Genomic DNA, 18,858 nt, shown 5'->3' on the forward strand with positions numbered 1-18,858 from the left:
TGGATGCGGATCCCAAACCGATGGTAGACGGCCCGCAAATCGCCATCGTGGTCGGCCCTGAAGAGGAGGAGATTGTTGGACGAGCACGGGCGGGTGAAGCTGCAATTCCCCTGGGACCGCTACGGCTCTAGCAATGACAGAGCTCCTGCTGGGTGCGAGTCTCGCAAGGCTGGGCTGGCGGCCAGTACGGCATGATGGCCATCCCGCGTATCGGCCACGAGGTCATAGTGAGTTTCCTCGAAGGGGACCCGACCAGCCCATCGTCACCGGTCGCACCTTCCACGCCACCAACCGGCCGCCGTATGAGCTGCCCGCCAACAAAACCCGCACCGTGCTGCGCACCGAAACCCACCAGGGGGAGGGCTTCAACGAGCTGCGCTTTGAAGACCAGGCGGGGCAGGAAGAGATTTACATCCACGGTCAGAAAGACCTGAACGTGCTGATTGAAAACGACGCGCCTGGCACATCAAGCATGACGAGCATCGTGATATCGACAATGAGCGGGTGACCCGCATCAAGGGCAATGACCACCTGACGGTCTGACGGTGGCGAGAAACGCGACCACATCAAGGCCGACTATTCGCTCACCGGTCGATGCCTCCCTGCATCAGAAGCTGGCCCAGTCCCTGCTGGTTGAGGCGGCCAGCGAGGTTCACCACAAGGTCGGCAACAAGATTGTGATGGAGGCCGGTGCCGAGCTGACCCTCAAGGTCGGCGGTAGCTTTGTGAAGGTGGATGCCGGTGGCGTCACCCTCGGTCGGCCCCACCATCAAGATGAACTCTGGCGGTAGTCCCGGGCTCAGGCTCTGGCTGGGGTGGCCAAATGCCAATCCAACCGGAGGCGGTTGAGGTGGTGGCACCACCGCCTCCCATGGACCCCGAACGTCAGATTGCGACGCTCAAGTCTGCCGAACCTGTGTGCGAAATTTGTGAACAACTGGCCAGACAGGAGGGAGGTGGCTGATGGTCATGGCTTTCATCGCAGAGCGTCCCGACATCGAGCTGAACAGCGGAGAGCAACTCTATTTGTTGCTTGATGGCGGCCAGATCCCGCGTATTGAACGGACCTTGTTTGAAATTTCCGACTCACCCGACTATCAGCCCATCTACCTGCATCAGCCCTGGGACAGCCTGCGGGAGGTGAGCCCCTGTCTGGTCAGCGCCAGCCGGACACTGCTGGACTGGTTTATGGAAAAGCGTGAATCATCATGGGGTTACCTGTTATCTTCCCCCCTCGAATTGCTGGCGTTGGCCGAGAGCCTGCGCACGCTAATCGAGGTCGAGAGCCCCTATGGCAGCCGCATTCTGCTCAAGATGGCCAAACCCGAGACCATGGGACGGCTGCTGATGGATGAGGACCCCTGGCTGTGGCAGGGGATAGGGCAGGTCTGGATCCCGACGCCAGAGGGCTGGCAGCACCGGCAGGCCCCCCCTGTGCTTGCCCCAAGACAGGGTGAACGGTTGCGGCTGACCGATGAGCAGTGGACGCGGCTGGGGGAGGTCACCTGGCAGAACACGCTGGGGGCGATAGGGCGCCATATGGAGAAATGGTTTCCCGTGCGGCTGGCCGAGCAGACAGATGCCCCTCGGTGGATCGCCGAGTGGGCCGAGTGGGGCTATGGCAGGGGGTTTCAGAGCGAGCGGGATCTGCTGCTGATGTTCAACCTGCTGGGCTATCTGGGAGACACCGTGTTGACCCCGGCGCAACAGGTGCCAGGTGAAGAAGACGAAGTGGACGACATACGCGAACTGGCGCTGAACCCATCGAGCCAGACCCCGTCCCAACGTATCGAACGGGCCGCCGAACTGGCCCAGGCTCGCGTGCAGAACAAGAAGGAGAGAGTGGCATGAGCACCCCCTATCAGGCAGCCCAGTGTGCAAATCCGAGTGACGGCAAGCACCCCGCCGGGGCCTGTCCGTTCAAGAACAAAGAGATAGCCATAGTACCGGTGCGTTATGCACTGGATGAGGGGTTCGTCTCCCCCCAGCGTCAGCCGCACCCAGTCCCCGCCGAAGCAGGCTTTGTGGTGCCTCTCAAGTTGAAAGAGAGTGGTTATGCCTTGCGCCAACTGCGTGATGGCTGGCTCTATGTTTATGACGAAAAGGCCAAGACATTTGATGAGTACGAAATAAAAGGGGCGACCTTCATCAGCCAGAGCAGGGGAAGCAAAGGTCATCTGCTCTACCCGGCGAGTCACACTCTCCCTCGCTTATTCTCCCCAGCGCTGGACGGGCGCATCAAGCATGAGATGGAAAAGAGCGGCGGTTTGCGCACCACCTGGATGCGGCAGGTGAAACTGGCCAGTTTTGCCAGCACCATGAAGGCCCCTCATTGCGGTCTGCCCGATGTGCTCGACAAGGTCGCGGATCTGGGGATGTCGAATCAGGGATTTGTGCTCTCTTCTACCCCCCTTGCCAAGCCTGCAGAAGAGGACAAGCAGGGGATCAAGTTGCTGGCTCACACAAGCCAGCGAGTTCACCGGCTGCCTACAAGGCCGGCATGCCGGATCCCAAGAACGCCATGGTGGTCGCCCTGGAGGACCCGCTGGCCGACCTTGCCGACCTTTCCATGAAGGTCAATCAGCTGCTCGCCAAGCGCGAAGTACTGCTGGGGAAAGATGACCCCACCATCAAGGCCAACAGTCACAAGCTGATGATGGCGGAGGTCACGCGCAATCTTGCCAAGGTGCGGCTCGAACGAGAAGGAGTTGCCCGCCTCCGTCAGGGGTAATGTGGCCAGGACCCAGGCTTTTGAAGAGGCGCTGGATGATTATCTTGGGGATCGCTTCCTTGCCGATATGGAGAATATGACGGCAGAGCCAGGAATAGCGATGTTCAGTTCCCCTATGGAGAAACGGGCCGATGCCAAGCTGAAGATCCTGCGGGAACAATATGGTTTCAACCCATCCCAAAAACAGGTCGCCCAATGGAAGGAGCGCGCCGCCTTCCAGGATGAGGTCAATTGGAGCGGGCTCAATGCCTTTATCAAGCAGTATCAGGTGCCACTCAATGAGCTGGATCTGGCCCTGACGCGTGCCCACGAAGATCTGCGCAATGGCTTGACCCGCCTCAAGGCCGATCCACTGCCCTTTGGTCTGGATAACAGAACGACCAGGGGACAGGCCTATCTGTTGACCCTGATAGCCGAAGCGGCGCAGGCGACCACCCTCAGCTGCACCAGTCAGGACCACAAAAAAGCGCTGGAAAAACTGCTCGATGAGAAACGTCGGGACAACCTGCTGGCGCTGGCTCCCTATGGTTTTGATAGTGATCTGCACAAGGGGTTGAGCGAGCAGACGGTGGACAATACCTGGCTCAGTACCTCCTCGGGTGACATGACGGCTCTCTTTGGTAGAACGGCCGACCTAGAAACGCTATTAGGGGAGGAGAGGCTCAAGCAGAAGCCCTGGTTCCAGGCGGTCGAAGCCGTGATCGATGCCATAAAAGGGGCGGGTCAATCCCTTGCCAAGGGGGCTCACGCCCAGCTCATGGCGGCCATCTTGCCCCATGCCTGGAAGAACAGTCTGGCAGGCAACTTAAGGCTGGTACTGCTCGAATCCCTGCTTGGTGACAAGCCGCTCCAGGTCGACAGCGGTTTCAAGCTGCGCTGGGGCGGTTTCCAGAGCAAGATGCAGCCTATCGTCAAGCAGATCGCCGTCATCTCCTCGCCCCCGCCCGGGCGCAACACCACAGTGCAAGCCATCAATGGCCAGTTAAGGGCCTTGCAACAAGAGCTTGATACCCTGATAGCAGCCGAGATGCCGCAACTGGTCAGACTCAAGGGCGAGCTCTACCAGCAGCAGGCACGGCAATATATCGGCGACTATCTGGCCAGTGCGCGAGCTGGGGTGAGCAAGGGGATCTCGGCCATGAATGAGCGGGTGCCCAATATGGGCAGCTTCGGCGGCTTGGTGGCCTTGCTCAACCTCTGGAACCTGAGTGTGGTCATTGCCGGGACGGCGCAAAATGCCAAAACCTTGGGATGGGAGCGAGCCTCACTACAGCTGGGCGCAACCCTTGCCTGGACAGGGAACGCCATTGCTGCGCTCTATCAGGGGGCTGTGTGGGAGAAGTTAAAGCCTCTCGTAATTAACGGCAAAACACTGACATCATTGCCAATTAGTGACGTGCTGGGAAGTGAGAGTGGAGCTTTGATTAAGTCCTTCTCTATACGGATGTTAGCTTTTTCTGGGTTGGGAATGGTGGCTGCAGGGGCAGAGATGTGGGACACCTTCCAGGCCAGCAAGGATCCTTTGATAAGCGGTATGGAAAAGACGCTCTTACAGATGAAAGCAGGGGTATTGCTGGGGCAGGGAATTATCTTTGGCACACAACTCTTCTATCTATTGGGTAATGGACTGGGTTTCTCATCAATCGCTGCGATTTTTGCGCCCTGGATGATAGTTGGACTCTTTGTGCTGGGCATCGCCTATCTGGCTCTAACAGTGCTGCTGAATATATTCAAACGCTCGGATCTGGAAAAGTGGTTGCTGCAATCCACCTGGGGCAAGCAACCCGCTAACTGGTCCGCAGAAGACGAACTGGCTCGCTTTGAATTGCTGGTCAATAAGCCTGGCGCCAGCCTGACGGTGGTGCGCTCCGCCGCTCAAGGCTGGATGGACAGCGGCCGCGCTCAGTGGCAGTTGCAACTCTCGCTACCGGCTCACTTGCGAGGGCAGACAATAGGGCTAAGCGTCATTGGTCAACCCCTGGCACGGGCTGGCCAGATGGTGCCGGTGCGATCCAAAGAGGATCTGGCCCGCTATAAGGCAGCCATGCAGCCCAAGACGCTGGAGACACAGCGCGGACGTTGGGATGGCGTGGTTTATACCCTGCCGCTGGGGGTCGATACCAATACCGCCATCAAGCTGGAGTTGGGCTATCTAGGCGGCATGGTACAGCGGCAATTTGTCTTCAAGGGCAGTGGTAATAGCAACGGCCACATTATATTGGATACCAGCAGCGTGGAACTGAAAAATATGCCTGCTCTGGTAGTTGGCAATCAAGGAAGTAAATAATGAACAAGGTGAATGAAGTATCTGAGGCAAGCGAGCAGGAGACCCCTTTTCATCTGCTACCGCAGGAAGAGCAGCATAGAATTAGCGCTACTAATCAGAAAAGAGTACGCGAGGCATCGACGATTCATGAGTGGGAAATAAGGATTAGGGAGTCTTTTGTTCCTATTTTTATATTGCTATTGATCGGAATACCTGTACTTATTGGTGCTTGGATGTTATGGAATGAATCATCTAATGGTTGGGTTTTTATTATAGTCGGGGCAGTTATGTTCCCCTATTTACGTTATTTGGTGATGGCGGATAAGCATTACTATTATCGGCTAACGACAGAGGGTTTAATCGTCACTTATCATGAGGCTATTCCCGAAGTTGCCTACACCATAGTGCGTGGCTTGGCTTGGCTTGGGGTAGTAGCTTGCGTTATGGCAGTGGCCGTATTGGGGCCGTTAGCATTGGTTGGTGCAGGCGGCATGGCTCTCTTGGCCGTGTTCTTTACTGGTTTTGAAAAAAAACCTACGACTGAATACACTGTATTTAATAAAGATAAAGCATACGTTGTAAAGGTAGTAAAAAATAGAGGCCTTATTCGGTTTGACGCTATCCCATTTAGCTGGTTTGAGTTTTCTTATATGTATTGTCACGAAGGGGATGTATATAAAATTCTGTCATGCTTGATGGACGAACTTGGGTGCAATGAATATAGAGAGTTTAAAAATGAATTATCTCTTCGCAGAGCCCCCGTTGGTGTATTGGATGTTGGCGTTCCAAGAAAGCTGGATGAAATTAACAAGTGACTTCTTCGAGTAATACTTTTTTTCAGGTGTGACAGCTATAGGGAAATTCAAATAATTGGTGTCAGAGAAGTGGTCATTTCAATCAACTCTGGGCAACCAGTCTGCCGAGGATGAACTGGCCCGCTTCGAGTTGCTGGTCAATAAACCGGGCGCCAGCTTGACGGTGGTACGCACCCCGGCCCAGAGCTTGATCGCCGGCAAGGGTGATATCGCCGCCGCCAATCTCACCATCACGGATCAGCGCAAGCAGGGGGTTAATTTCACCGACCCCTTGCTTGAGGATGTGCGTGAACTGCTGGTCTCTGGCCCGGCTTCCCCCAAGGTGGAAGGGGCGGGGGATCTCGGTGGACAGGCCATCTATGTGCGCCCCTCATCGAGTTATTTCGAGAGCCTGCTCAGTGATAACCAGGCGCGCAAGGCCGCCGGGCAGCCGTTGATTGACATTCGTGCCGTACCTGAGACCCTGGAAGATGAAGACTTGATCGAAATGGTCAATGCCGGTCTGCTGCCGTTCATCATCGTGGATGAGCACAAGGCGCGCTTCTGGAAGCAGATTTTTCCCGATATCAACGTTCATGAGCAGCCGGTATTTCGTGAAGGGGGTGTCATCGCCTGGGCGGTACGCAAGGAGAGCACCCAGTTGTTGGCGATGCTCAATAAACAGATCGCCGCCCTGCGTGGCAAGCAGAGCGGATCCCAGCGATTGGCGCTCTATCTCAAGCAGAACCGCTACGTCAAGAGCGCCGCCGCAGAGGCGGACCGCAAGAAGTTCTTGCAGCTGGTTGACCTGTTTCGCCAATACGGGGGGCGTTATGAGGTGGACTGGCTGCTCATTGCGGCTCAAGGTTATCAAGAGTCGGGGCTCAACCAGAAGGCGCGCAGCCATGTGGGCGCCATTGGTGTGATGCAGCTGATGCCTGCCACCGGCAAGCAGATGAAGGTGGGCAATATTCGAAACATTGAGCCCAACATCCACGCCGGGGTCAAATATATGCGCTGGATGATAGATCACTACTATGCGGACGAGCCCATGACGGACTTGGACAAGGCACTCTTCTCCTTTGCCTCCTATAACGCGGGCCCGGCCCGGGTAGCGCGCCTGCGGGCAGAGGCCAAGAAGCGGGGACTGGATCCCGATATCTGGTTCCAGAATGTCGAGTATGTGGCGGCGGAGAAGATAGGTCCCGAGACGGTGACCTATGTGAGCAACATCTATAAGTACTACATTGCCTACAAGTTGGTGATGGCGCAGATAGAACAGAAGAACCAGGCTGCCGCTGCGTTGGCAGAGCATGCGGGGGAGGTGAGCGGGGCCAGCGCACCGGTCACGCCTGAGCCAGCCACGCCGCCGACTAGGCAGCCTGAGGCAGAGCCTGCCGCGAAGTGAGGTGTTCAGGCAGGCGCAAAGACGCCCTGGCCATTGGCCAGGGCGCCTTTATGTGATGCCAGGCAGCAAGAGCCGCTGAACGGCGCTCGCTGCGCCCCGGTGAGCACAAGGGCTGATCGGAGCGGCGGTTGGCCCGTGTTCCATGCAGGCAGGCTCGGTGTTTCTTCGAGGCCTGCTATCTCGTTCAAGTCTGTGCGACTAGATGAACATACCCCCGGAGGCTTCGATGCGCTGGGCATTGATCCAGCGGCAATCGTCCGCGAGCAGGGCGGCGATGACACCACCGATATCGTCAGGACGACCCACCCGGCCGAGCGCCGTCTGGCTGGCAATAAAATCGTTCACATCCCGATTATCGCGCACGACACCCCCACCAAAGTCAGTCTCTATGGCGCCGGGGGCCACCACGTTGACGGCGATGCCCCTCGGCCCCAGCTCCTTGGCCAGATAGTGGCTCAATACCTCAATGCCTCCTTTCATGGCCGCATAGGCGGCATAACCCGGCAGGGCGAACCGAGTCAGACCGGAGGAGAGGTTGACGATGCGCCCTCCATCGCGCAGCAGGGGCAATAGTTGCTGGGTCAGGAAAAACGTGCCCTTGAGGTGGATGTTCATCAGGGTATCGAATTGCTGCTCAGTGGTCTGCTCGAAGGGAGCGTTGATACCTATGCCCGCATTGTTGACCAGAAAATCGAACTGGGTCCGTTGCCACTGGCTTTGCAGCAGCTGCTGCACCTGCTCGGCAAAAGCCGGGAAGCTGGCGCTGTCGGCCACATCCAGCGCCAGCGCATGGGCCTGGACCCCCAGGGTGCGAGCGGCTTCAACCACCAGATCGGCCTCTTCGGCCTGGCTGCGATAGGTGATGATGAGAGAGATCCCCCGGGCTGCCAGGGTCAGGGCCGTGTTGCGGCCAAGGCCTCGGCTAGCGCCCGTGATGAGGGCAATGGGTTGGTACATGATGAACTCCTGGGTTGGTTGGCGGTAGGGAGATGCGGTGTCACGACTGTATTTAATCTTTGAAACTGGATAAAGATGGTCATACTGAATGCAATGTTCCATTTACATAAACAATAGCCGATATGGATCAACTGGATGCCATGGGTATGTTTGTGAGGGTAGCCGAGCTGGAAAGCTTTACCCGCGCCGCCGAACAGCTGGCGGTGCCCAAGGCGACCCTCTCGCTCACCATTCGTCGTCTCGAGGAGCAACTGGGCACCCGATTGCTGCAACGCACCACGCGCAGGGTGCAACTCATCGCAGATGGGCGGCTCTGTTACGAGCGTTGCCTGGATCTGTTGGCGGATGTGGACGAGTTGCGGAGCCTGTTTCAGCCCGCGCAGCGCCTGAGCGGGCGATTGCGGGTCGACATGCCGAGTCGCTTGGCTCGGCTACAGGTGATCCCTCGCTTATCGGCGTTTCTGGCTCAGCACCCGGACTTGACCCTGATGTTGAGCACCACGGACAGGCGGGTCGATCTGGTGCGGGAAGGGTTCGATTGCGTGGTACGGGTCGGGACGCTAGGATCCTCCAGCCTGGTGGCGCGCAGGCTGGGTCAATATCGGCAGATCAACTGCGCCAGTCCCGCCTATCTCGCTCGGCACGGGCTGCCGAAGACCCTGGCGGAACTGACTCAGCATCACTTGATCCACTACGGCAGCGATCTGGGGGGTGAACAGAGGGGATTCGAGGTGATGGGGGCGGATGGCCGGATCGTGCATCACCCCATGGCGGGGGCACTGACAGTCAATGATAGCGAGAGCTACCTGGCCGCAGCCCTGGCTGGGCTTGGCATCATACAGTTGCCAGAGCAGGGGCTCGATGAGCTGCTGGCCAGGGGCGATCTGATCGCCATCTTGCCCGAGTGGCAAGCGCCGCCGTTGCCCATTCATGTGCTCTATGGTCATCGCCGCCAACTGGCGCCCAGGGTGCAGGCTTTCATCCAGTGGCTCTTTGAGGTGCTGGGGGATGCCCTGGCACCAGGAGAAGGGGATAGTGATGAGGCATCGCAGGGGCAAGGAGCCAAACAGGCGCCGCGGCGCAACTAGTCGGCGAATTTCACGATGCGGTTCTTGCCCGCCGCCTTGGCCTGATAGAGAGCAAGATCGGCATGATGCAGCAGGGTTTCACCGTCGTGGCCCGATGCGCTGTCGGCCCAGCCAATGCTGAGGGTGCAGTAGAGGGTCTGCTGCTCGGCGACGATGGACATGTTGGCCAGGGTGCTGCGGATCTCTTCCAGCAAGGGGTGTATCTCGCTCGGCGAGATGTCGATCAGCACCAGGGCAAACTCTTCTCCGCCGATCCGAGCCGTGATGTCCTGGCTGCGACAGCGATTGTGAATGATCTGGGCCAGGATCTGGATCACCCTATCGCCCACCCTGTGGCTGTGTTTATCGTTGATCGACTTGAAGTTGTCTATGTCGAGCATGGCCACGCAGTAGCGGCTGCCCTGGTGGTCAAGCTGGGCCAGTTTCGGCATGAAGGCGCGGCGGTTGAGCAGTCCCGACAGGGGATCGTAGCTGGCTTCTTTCTCGGCAGTCTGCTTGTCTTGCTCGGTGCGGTGCAACTGGGCACGTTGCAGCGAGACGCCGAAGATGGTGAGCGCCGAGGAGAGCACGAAGGCCATCATCTCGGTATTGGTCTCCTCCTGGGTCAGATGAATAAACGGACCGAGCCCGTGCGCCGTGGCCAGGATGATGAACAGCATGGCGAGGCTGCTCAATATCCCCAGATAAAAACGGCTGACCTCGAAGGCCAGCACGATCAGTAAAGGAGGCATCAGATAGAGCAGCCAGCCGCACTGCAAGCCCAGTCCCAGCATGGCAAACAGCGACAGCCCCGCCAGAGGCAGAATGATGTGGCGCAGTTGCACAACGCGCAGGGAATAGGGCTCCAGCCAGCCGATATAGATCTGGTACATCAGCACGATGCCGAGGATATCGGCAAGGAAGAACATCTTGACCATGCCGGGCAGGGCAGACGCGGGAATGTAGTGACCCAGCACGAGATTCCATGCAAGCAGCACACTGGAGAGCAAGATGGGCACCACCCCGGCCAGCAGCACGAACTTGATGAGATCGCTGGCGTTGCGCGTTCCCAGAGGAAGAAAACGTTGTAACAGGTGCAAGGCAAGTGCTGGAGCCAGGGTATCGATCAGGGCGGCGATAGCGGTATGGAGCAGGGAGGAGAGCAAGGCGCCCTCCATCATCATGCCTTTTACGTTCAACATGAAGCTGCCCAAACATATCCAGGGCAGCGCCTTCCCCCCCCAGTTCAGCAGCATGATCAGGGCAATCCCGGAGGGGAGCCAGATCAGGGTGATGTTGGCGGGTTGCAGGCTAAACAGCGTCTGCCCGAGCCAGCCCGTGAGGCAATAGCAGAGACAGGCCAGTACCAAGGCGAACCGAGTTCGTGAGGCGCGGGAGAGGGGAGGTAAGAGTCTGTTCAATCCGTTGATCGGTTCTTATGATGCCAGTGGCGCTACTATAGCCAATGTTATGCGGTAACTAAATTTAATAAATTCAGCCGGTTCTGCTCCCATGAGCCAGATTGCGGCCCCGCAAGTGGGTGCTGCTACCCAGATGGCGTCTTGCTTGATGCCACTGACCGCTGGCGATAAACAGGCTTGCGCGGGGCCGAGCGGCGATGGCAGGCCACTCTCAGCCCCGGTAGCGGCGAGCGCGATACTGGCTGGGTGATTGCTCAAAGGCCTCCTTGAAGAAGCGGGTAAAACTGCTTTGACTGGCAAAGCCGAGCCGCCCCCCCACCTCTTGCAACTGCAAAGAGGAGTCGAGCAGCAAGCGGCAGGCTTCCTCTCGCCGCACCTGTTCCAGCAATGCCGAGAAGTGGCACTGCTCCTCGCGCAGATGGCGGTTCAGGGTCCAGCGGGTCAAGTTCAGGTTCTCGCAGATCCCGGCCAGCATGGCCCGGGGATCTGCATCTCCCAACCAGAGCTGTCGCCGGATCAGGGTCAATACCTGCTCGCGATAACGGGAGGACGGCCGCAGCTGCGCCATCTGCTGTGCCAGCTCCCCCAGCAACAGGGGTTGCAGGGCGACATTGTGGCTGCCATAGGGTTGATCGAGCAGGACGGCGGGGAAGATAAGCTGATAGCCGTCCCCCAGGCGCACGCGTCCTTCCAGCCAGGCTGCCAGTTCCCGCCACAGCTTGGGGCGTACCGGCGTGGGCAGCACCAGCTGTCCCTGGCCCGGCTGATAGAACTGCACCAGGGCATAGAGGTAGCAGAGGTTGACCAGGCTGCTCATGGCGATCACGTCCGGGTGATCGGAATCCGAATAGTAGCTAAGCCGTACCACATCATCTTGCTCCTGCAGCACGATCCGGTCGCACTCACCTATTAAAGGGCGATAGTGCAGGAAAAAGTGCAGCGCCTGACGCAAGGTGGCGGCGTTGCAGCAGAGGCTGGCCAGTGGCAGGTAGTCGGAGAACAGCCCCGTCAATGAGGGGGGTGACCAGTGATTGGAGAGATCGGCATGGGGGGCACAATGGGCCAGCAGCCGGAAGTGGCGCTGGGCATCGATGCGTCCCTGGGGAATATGCAGCTCCTCCCGGGCTATGCCTGCGGCAAGGAGGAGCGAGGCGGGATCCCGGCCCTGGGCCTGCCAGCGTGCGAGGCAGTGCAGGGCAATCCGGTTGGAAACACTCTTCACGGCAGATCTCCTGATTGGCGGCCATGTACATCCTGGCTCGCCATCATCCCCGGATTGGGATCCATTGCCGTGATCCCGGCGCAATTTCTTCTCCTGCTTGTGTAACCAAAGGTAACCCTGCAAGGCTTTTCACACTTTTGCAACCTGCTCCCAACCGACAATTTCCTGCTCCCGGCGGGCAAGTGTGGGCGGCCGGCTTTGCATAGAGTGGCCAGACTCATACACACAAGGAAGGTCACAATAATGAAATACCCTAGTCTCGCGCTGACAGTCAGTGCCCTGCTGCTGGCCGGGTGCAACGACAACGACTCCTCCCCCAAGCCCAGCCAGCCCGAACTGGGCCACCGCACAGTGAATCTGATTGAACAAGATGGCCTGCAATTCAAGGATCTGGATGGCAGCGGCACCTTGACCCCCTACGAGGATTGGCGTCTCGGTGCTGCCGAGCGAGCTCGGGATCTGCTGGGGCGATTGAGTCTTGCTCAGAAGGCGGGCCTCATGATGCACGGCACCCTGGTGCTCGATGGCGAGGGGCGGGTCAACCTGACCGCCATGGACAAGATGCTGCGCGTCGATGGGGTCAACACCTACATTACCCGGATGGCCGGGGATCCGGCGGCCATCGCCGAGGACAACAACAAGCTGCAGGCGGTGCTGGAAGGGGTGGGGCTGGGCATACCCCTGACCATCAGTACGGATCCCCGCAACCACTTCACCCACGACCCCAACGCGACCAGCGTCGGTGCCGGCGCCTTCTCCCAGTGGCCGGAGACCCTGGGGCTCGCCGCCATCGGGGATGCGGAACTGGTGCAGCGCTTTGGCGACATCGCCCGTCAGGAGTACAGAGCGGTCGGCATTCATGAAGCGCTCTCCCCACAGGCCGATTTGGCGACCGAGCCACGCTGGGGCCGCATCAACGGTACCTTTGGAGAAAACAACCTGCTCGCCAAATCACTGGTGCGCGCCTACATCGAGGGTTTCCAGCACGGTAGCGAGGGGATAGGCAAAGATAGCGTGGTGACCGTCGTCAAGCACTTCGCCGGCGCAGGCCCCCAGAAGAACGGGCTGGATGCCCACAACCCCTGGGGCAAGGAGCAGATCTATCCGGGGGATCAGTTTGCCTATCATCTGGTGCCGTTTGAAGGCGCCTTCGAGGCCAAGGTCGGCGCCGTCATGCCCTATTATGCCAAGCCGGAGGGGTTGACCTATGCAGGGCAGCCCATTGAGGAGGTGGGCTTTGGCTTTAACCGCCAGATCCTCACCGACCTGCTACGCGGCCACTTCGGATTTGACGGCGTGGTGCTCAGCGACTGGGGCATAGTCAACGACTGCAACACTGCCTGTGAAGATGGTCTGACCCAGGAGCAAGTCACCGCAGGAGTGAGCCCCTGGTCTGTGCCCTTTGGCATGTCATGGGGGGTCGAGAGTCTGACCAAGGCCGAGCGTTACGCCAAGGCGATTGACGCGGGGGTGGATCAGTTTGGCGGTGTCGAAGATCCTGCGCCCTTGCTGGCTGCAGTCCAGGCTGGTCTGGTGACCGAGGCGGCGGTCTCGACCTCTGCCCTGCGTATTCTGGTACAGAAGTTTGAACTGGGATTGTTTGAAAACCCCTATGTCGATGCCCAGGCCGCGGTGGCGCTGGTTGGCAAGCGGGAGTTTCAGGCGGCCGCTCAGGCTGCCCAGGCTGAGGCTCACGTGTTGCTGAAAAATGATGGCAAGATGCTGCCACTCCAGGCGGCGGGCAAACGGGTCTATCTCTATCAAGTCAATGAGGCGGTGGCGACAGCCAACGGCTTCACCGTCGTGACCGACCTGGCCCAGGCCGATCTTGCCATCGCTCGGGTCAATACCCCGAATGAGCAGGACCCTCGCTTCCCCTTCGGCAGCATCCACTTTGGTCAGCTGGGCTTTGCCAGTGCCGGTCAGGCGGAGCAGGAGACGGCCCATGAGGGGGTCTATCATGGCAGCGAGGATCTGGCCGCCATCCAGACCATACAGCAAGCCGGCGTGCCTCTGGTGCTCTCCGTCTATCTGGACAGACCCGCGATCCTGACCGAGGTGGCCCCGGCCGCCCAGGTGTTGCTGGCCAACTTTGGCGCCCTGGATCAGGCCCTGTTTGATGTCATCAGCGGCCAGGTCAAGGCGCGGGGCAAGTTGCCGTTCGAGCTGCCTTCCAACTGGCAAGCGGTGCTCAATCAGCACCCGGATGTGGCGAGCGACTCGGTCAATCCGCTCTATCCCTATGGCGCGGGTCTCGCCTATTGAGCCCGGAGACCATCACAGTCAAGGCGCCTGCGGGCGCCTTTTCTATGGCCGCTATCGACAAACCCGGTTTGGCGCGGGTGGGCCTCTTGGGCATAATGTCCCCCGATAGAGGAGATGCCATGACATAGACCATCTACGCCCTGGTTTGACCGGGCACAATGGTGTTGCATGATGACAATCCACAGCTCAGAGGAGATTCAATGAAGTATATCGGAGCCCATGTCAGTGCCGCTGGCGGCGTGGAGAACACCATAGCCCGCGCCAAGGCCATCGGGGCCAACGCCTTCGCCCTGTTCACCAAGAATCAGCGCCAATGGCAGGCTGCCCCCCTGACTGCCAAGTCCATCGATGCCTTCAAGAGTGCCTGCGAACGGGAGGGGTTTGGCCCTGGCCAGATCCTGCCCCATGACAGCTACCTCATCAATCTGGGCCACCCGGATCCCGATGCGCTGGCCAAATCCCGGGATGCCTTTCTCGACGAGATCAGACGCTGTGAACAGCTGGGTCTGTGCTATCTCAACTTTCACCCGGGCAGTCATCTCAAGCAGATATCCGAAGCGGTGAGCTTGAAACTGGTGAGCGAGTCCATCAACTGGGCGCTGGAGCGTAGCCAGGGGGTGACGGCGGTGATCGAGAATACGGCGGGGCAGGGCACCAATCTCGGTTGGTCCTTCGAGCATCTGGCCACCATCATCGACGGGGTGGAGGACAAGAGCCGGGTCGGCATCTGTTTTGACACCTGCCACGCCTTTGCCGCCGGTTATGATCTGCGTACCTCCGAGGGCTGTGCCCAGGTATTTGGAGATTTTGACCGTCAGGTGGGTTTCCAATATCTCAAGGGAATGCACATCAACGGCGCCAAGAGCAGCTTTGGCAGCCGGGTTGACAGGCACCACAGCTTGCAGCAGGGCAATCTGGGGGAGGCGGTGTTCCATCACATCATGAATGACACCAACTTCGACGGTATTCCTTTGATCCTGGAGACCATCGACGAGTCCATCTGGGCCGACGAGATCCGCTGGTTGCGCAGTCTGGCCAGCTGACGTCCAGGCTTGCCGCTGCCGCTGCCTGTGCTTGCATGGCGTCGGCGACGCACTCGAAAAGAGGCCCCGGTTCGGGGCCTCTTTTATTTATTGCTCAATCCTGACGATGGCAAGCGCGCCTACGCCGAAGGGGCCCCTCAACCTGAGTGAGCGGCAAGATCTTTTAGCAAGCCTTCCACCCGCTGCAAGCGCGTGACCCTGTCCTGGGTCGGTACCTGGAAGCGCAATCGGGTTGGCCCGTCCATCTTGAACACCCGAGGCTGCTCGGAGAGCAACTTGACCAGGTAGCCGGGGTTGACCCGGGTCTCCTGGGTGAAATCCAGGTAACCGCCCCGCTCGCTCATCTCCAGGCGCTTGATGCCAAGGGCAGCCGCCTGCTGGCGGAAGCTGGCAATGTCGAACAGCGTCTTGGCGGCGTCGGGCAGCAGACCGAATCGGTCGATGAGCTCCACTTTCAGCTCGCGCAGCTCAGCCTCATCACTGGCGCTGGCGATGCGTTTGTACATGGAGAGTCGCATGTTGACATCCGGGATATAGCCTTCGGGCAAGAGCGCGGGCAGGCGCAGCTCTATCTCGGTATGGTCGCTCATCAGCTGCTCGAGGGAGGGCTCCTTGCCACTCTTGAGTGCCTCGACCGCCTGCTCCAGCATCTCCATATAGAGGGTGAAGCCGACCGACTCTATCTGGCCGCTCTGATCGTCGCCGAGCAGCTCACCCGCGCCGCGAATTTCCAGATCGTGGGTCGCGAGTGCAAACCCGGCGCCGAGATCTTCCAGCGATGCAATGGCATCGAGCCGTTTGGCGGCATCTTTGGTCATCAGCTTGGGATTGGGGGTGAGCAGATAGGCATAAGCCTGATGGTGGGAGCGCCCGACCCGGCCACGCAGCTGGTGCAGTTGGGCCAGGCCCAGGTGGTCGGCCCTGTCCATGATGATGGTGTTGGCGCTCGGCACGTCTATGCCGGTCTCTATGATGGTGGTGCACACCAGCAGATTGAAGCGCTGGTGATAAAAGTCCGACATGATGCGTTCAAGATCGCGCTCCGGCATCTGGCCATGGGCGATGCCAATACGCGCCTCGGGAATGAGCTCGGCAAGATCGCTGGCACACTTGTCGATGCTGGCCACGTCATTGTGCAGGTAGTAGATCTGGCCGCCGCGTTTGAGTTCACGCAACACGGCCTCGCGGGTGACCGCGGGCTCTTGCTGGCGTACGAAGGTCTTGATGGCGAGCCGCTTGGCGGGGGGGGTGGCGATGATGGAGAGATCCCGCATCCCGGCCATGGCCATGTTGAGGGTGCGCGGGATCGGCGTGGCGGTGAGGGTCAGGATATCCACGTCGGCGCGCAGTGCCTTGATCTTCTCTTTTTGACGTACCCCGAATCTGTGTTCCTCATCGACGATGAGCAGCCCCAGATCCTTGAAAGTCAGATCGGAGCCCAGCAGCTTGTGGGTGCCGATGATGATGTCCACCTTGCCATCGGCCAGCTCCTTCAAGACGCTGGTCTGCTCCTTGGCGGAGCGAAAGCGGCTCAGCACCTCGACCCGAACCGGCCAGTTGGCGAAACGGTCGCGGAAGTTGTCATAGTGCTGCTGGGCCAGCAGGGTGGTGGGTACCAGCACCGCCACCTGCTTGCCGCCATGGACCGCCACGAAGGCGGCGCGCATCGCCACTTCCGTCTTGCCAAAGCCCACGTCGCCGCACACCAGCCTGTCCATGCTCTTGGCCTGGCACATGTCGCCGAGCACCGCATTGATGGCATTGAGCTGATCGTCGGTCTCCTCGAACGGGAAACCGGCGGCGAACTGGCGGTAGTTCTCCTTGTCGTGCTTGAAGGCAAAGCCGCTGCGTGCCGCGCGCAGGGCATAGACATCGAGCAGCTCGGCCGCCACGTCGCGCACCTTCTCGGCCGCCTTGCGCCTGGCCTTGACCCAGGCCTCGCCGCCGAGCTTGTGGCTGGGGGGATTGTCGGAGCCGGTGTAGCGGCTGATCAGGTGCAAGTTGGTGACGGGGACGAACAGCTTGTCGCCCCCCGCGTACTCCAGGGTCAGAAATTCGGTGGGCAGGCCACCGGCGTCCAGGGTCTCCAGGCCCAGGTAGCGGCCGACCCCGTGATCCAGATGCACCACCGGCTGACCCTGGGTCAGCTCGCCGAGGTTGCGGATCACCGCATCGGAGCTGAGGTTTTTGCTCTTGTCTCGCTGGCGCTTGCTGCGGATCTTGCCGCCGAGCAGCTCGCCTTCGGTGATGAAGGCAAGGGGGGCCAGCTTCGGCTCGCGCAGCAAGAAGCCACGCTCGAGGGGCCCGACCAGAATACCCTGCTCGCTGTGGCTTGCGAGAAACGCGGCCAGGCTGGCAAATTCCGGCGGATTGAGACCGATACGGGCCAGCAAGTCGCGCAATACCTCGCGGCGCCCCTCGGTTTCGACCGCAAAGAGGGTTCGTCCCGCAAAGTCTTGCAGGAACTGCTCCAGGGCGAGCAGGGGGCGCTCCTTGCTGTTGTCGAGTTGCAGCTCGGGCAGGGGCTCGACCGGCAGATTGATCTGGCCGGCGCCCTGGGGAGTCGGCTCTTCTTGCAGGCGCACGGCGCCATATTGGCCGAGGGCCTGGAACAGCTGCTCCACCGGCAGATAGAGACGGGCGGGTTCGAGCAGGGGACGGCTGGTATCCCAGCGCCGCTCTTCAAAGCGTTGACCTATGTCGTTCCAAAACCCCTGGGCGGCGGGGTAGATGTCGCCGACCGTGATGAGCTGGGTCTGGGCGGGCAGGTAGTCAAACAGGCTGGCGGTCTGCTCGAAGAAGAGCGGCAGATAATATTCGATGCCGGCCGGCCAGCGCCCCTTGCTCACCTCCTGATAGATGGATCCGTCGGCTCGCGACAGCTCGAACAGCTCGCGGAATTGGCCGCGAAACAGCTCGATGGCTCCTTCGTCGGTGGGGAACTCCCGGGCGGGCAACAGGCTGACGCTCTTGACCGGTTCGCTGGAGCGCTGGGTCTCGGGGTCGAAGGGACGGATGGAGTCCACTTCATCATCGAAGAAATCGATGCGATAGGGCGCTGTGCTGCCCATGGGGAAGAGATCGAGCAGGGAGCCGCGGGCGGCAAATTCCCCATGCTCCAGCACCTGCTCGACCGCCACATAGCCGGCCTCGGCCAAGCGGCCGCGCAACTGTTGCAGATTGAGGCGTTGCCCCGCTTTCACCATCAGGCTGTACTTGTCGAGATAGACCCGGGGGGCGCAGCGCAGCATCAGGGTCGAGATGGGCACTATCAGGGCGCCGCGCTGCATCTGTGGCAGCTTGTAGAGGGTCTCGAGGCGCTGGGAGATGATGTCCTGATGGGGAGAGAAGGTGTCGTAAGGCAGTGTCTCCCAGTCCGGGAACAGCAGCACAGGGCAGGCTTGCTCGCCGGGTTCGACCTGGCTCAGCAGATAGCGCAGCTCGTGTTCGAGGCGCAGGGCATTGGGGGTATCGGCGGTGACCAGCAGGGTGGGGCCATCATTTGACCGGGTGAGTTCGGCGGCCACCAGGGCCAGGGCGCTGCCATGCAGCTGGCCCAAGGTGCTCTTTTGGCCCGCTTTGGCGGGCAGGACGGGTAGGGTTAGGGATCTCATCACTCTGTCTTTAGCCTTGGCCCGTTCGGGCTCTGTGTCTGGTCGACTCGAAGGATGTCAGCCATCGTTC

Annotated in this window: 13 protein-coding genes and 1 pseudogene; 10 read left to right on the forward strand and 4 right to left on the reverse strand. The window is 59.8% G+C overall.

Annotation, left to right across the window (positions count from 1 at the left end; translation table 11 throughout):
• The 7 genes and pseudogenes from ACSMDR_RS00005 to ACSMDR_RS00035 form a co-directional block, all read left to right on the forward strand.
• Positions 1 to 964 (forward strand): annotated as a pseudogene (locus ACSMDR_RS00005) (type VI secretion system Vgr family protein); the annotation flags it as partial.
• A 5-nt stretch (positions 965 to 969) separates the two neighbouring features.
• Complete coding sequence (locus ACSMDR_RS00010; protein ID WP_436466579.1) at positions 970 to 1,851, forward strand: DUF4123 domain-containing protein; 882 nt, start codon at positions 970 to 972, stop codon at positions 1,849 to 1,851.
• Positions 1,848 to 2,573, forward strand: coding sequence for a toxin VasX (locus ACSMDR_RS00015; protein WP_436466580.1), 726 nt, complete (start codon positions 1,848 to 1,850; stop codon positions 2,571 to 2,573). Before ACSMDR_RS00010 ends, ACSMDR_RS00015 begins: the two co-directional genes overlap by 4 nt.
• Positions 2,570 to 2,731, forward strand: a complete 162-nt coding sequence (locus ACSMDR_RS00020; protein ID WP_436466581.1) for a hypothetical protein — start codon at positions 2,570 to 2,572, stop codon at positions 2,729 to 2,731. The genes ACSMDR_RS00015 and ACSMDR_RS00020 overlap by 4 nt, the downstream gene beginning before the upstream one ends.
• Positions 2,732 to 2,831: 100 nt before the next feature.
• The gene (locus tag ACSMDR_RS00025; protein ID WP_436466582.1) at positions 2,832 to 5,018 is read left to right on the forward strand and encodes a hypothetical protein; all 2,187 of its coding nucleotides are present in this window, start codon (positions 2,832 to 2,834) and stop codon (positions 5,016 to 5,018) included.
• The gene (locus tag ACSMDR_RS00030) at positions 5,018 to 5,812 is read left to right on the forward strand and encodes an immunity protein TsiV2 protein (RefSeq protein ID WP_436466583.1); all 795 of its coding nucleotides are present in this window, start codon (positions 5,018 to 5,020) and stop codon (positions 5,810 to 5,812) included. Before ACSMDR_RS00025 ends, ACSMDR_RS00030 begins: the two co-directional genes overlap by 1 nt.
• 58 nt (positions 5,813 to 5,870) lie before the next feature.
• Complete coding sequence (locus ACSMDR_RS00035; protein ID WP_436466584.1) at positions 5,871 to 7,199, forward strand: MltF family protein; 1,329 nt, start codon at positions 5,871 to 5,873, stop codon at positions 7,197 to 7,199.
• Between the two features lie 198 nt (positions 7,200 to 7,397).
• On the opposite strand, the gene ACSMDR_RS00040 is transcribed toward ACSMDR_RS00035, so the two are convergent.
• Positions 7,398 to 8,156 (reverse strand): SDR family NAD(P)-dependent oxidoreductase, encoded by a 759-nt coding sequence (locus ACSMDR_RS00040; protein WP_436466585.1) that lies wholly within the window; start codon positions 8,154 to 8,156, stop codon positions 7,398 to 7,400.
• Between the two features lie 122 nt (positions 8,157 to 8,278).
• On the opposite strand from ACSMDR_RS00040, the gene ACSMDR_RS00045 reads away from it, so the two are divergent.
• Entirely contained in the window at positions 8,279 to 9,244 is a 966-nt protein-coding gene (locus ACSMDR_RS00045) for a LysR family transcriptional regulator (RefSeq protein ID WP_436466586.1), read from the forward strand.
• Here ACSMDR_RS00045 and ACSMDR_RS00050 read toward each other — a convergent pair.
• Together ACSMDR_RS00050 and ACSMDR_RS00055 are read right to left on the reverse strand one after the other, a co-directional pair.
• Positions 9,241 to 10,644: a GGDEF domain-containing protein gene (locus ACSMDR_RS00050; protein WP_436466587.1), complete on the reverse strand. Its 1,404-nt coding sequence runs from the start codon at positions 10,642 to 10,644 to the stop codon at positions 9,241 to 9,243. The two genes, ACSMDR_RS00045 and ACSMDR_RS00050, sit on opposite strands and share 4 nt — an antisense overlap.
• Before the next feature lie 211 nt (positions 10,645 to 10,855).
• Positions 10,856 to 11,866 (reverse strand): helix-turn-helix transcriptional regulator, encoded by a 1,011-nt coding sequence (locus tag ACSMDR_RS00055; RefSeq protein ID WP_436466588.1) that lies wholly within the window; start codon positions 11,864 to 11,866, stop codon positions 10,856 to 10,858.
• A 243-nt stretch (positions 11,867 to 12,109) separates the two neighbouring features.
• On the opposite strand from ACSMDR_RS00055, the gene ACSMDR_RS00060 reads away from it, so the two are divergent.
• Together ACSMDR_RS00060 and nfo are read left to right on the forward strand one after the other, a co-directional pair.
• Positions 12,110 to 14,131: a glycoside hydrolase family 3 protein gene (locus ACSMDR_RS00060; RefSeq protein ID WP_436466589.1), complete on the forward strand. Its 2,022-nt coding sequence runs from the start codon at positions 12,110 to 12,112 to the stop codon at positions 14,129 to 14,131.
• 200 nt (positions 14,132 to 14,331) lie between these two features.
• Positions 14,332 to 15,174: a deoxyribonuclease IV gene (nfo, locus tag ACSMDR_RS00065; RefSeq protein ID WP_005899484.1), complete on the forward strand. Its 843-nt coding sequence runs from the start codon at positions 14,332 to 14,334 to the stop codon at positions 15,172 to 15,174.
• 137 nt (positions 15,175 to 15,311) lie between these two features.
• Here nfo and mfd read toward each other — a convergent pair whose 3' ends face one another.
• Complete coding sequence (gene mfd, locus ACSMDR_RS00070; RefSeq protein ID WP_436466590.1) at positions 15,312 to 18,788, reverse strand: transcription-repair coupling factor; 3,477 nt, start codon at positions 18,786 to 18,788, stop codon at positions 15,312 to 15,314.
• Between the last annotated feature and the right edge of the window lie 70 nt (positions 18,789 to 18,858).

Origin of the sequence: Aeromonas molluscorum, from assembly GCF_051376105.1 — a bacterium.
In the GTDB taxonomy this organism is placed as follows: Bacteria; Pseudomonadota; Gammaproteobacteria; order Enterobacterales; family Aeromonadaceae; genus Aeromonas; species Aeromonas molluscorum.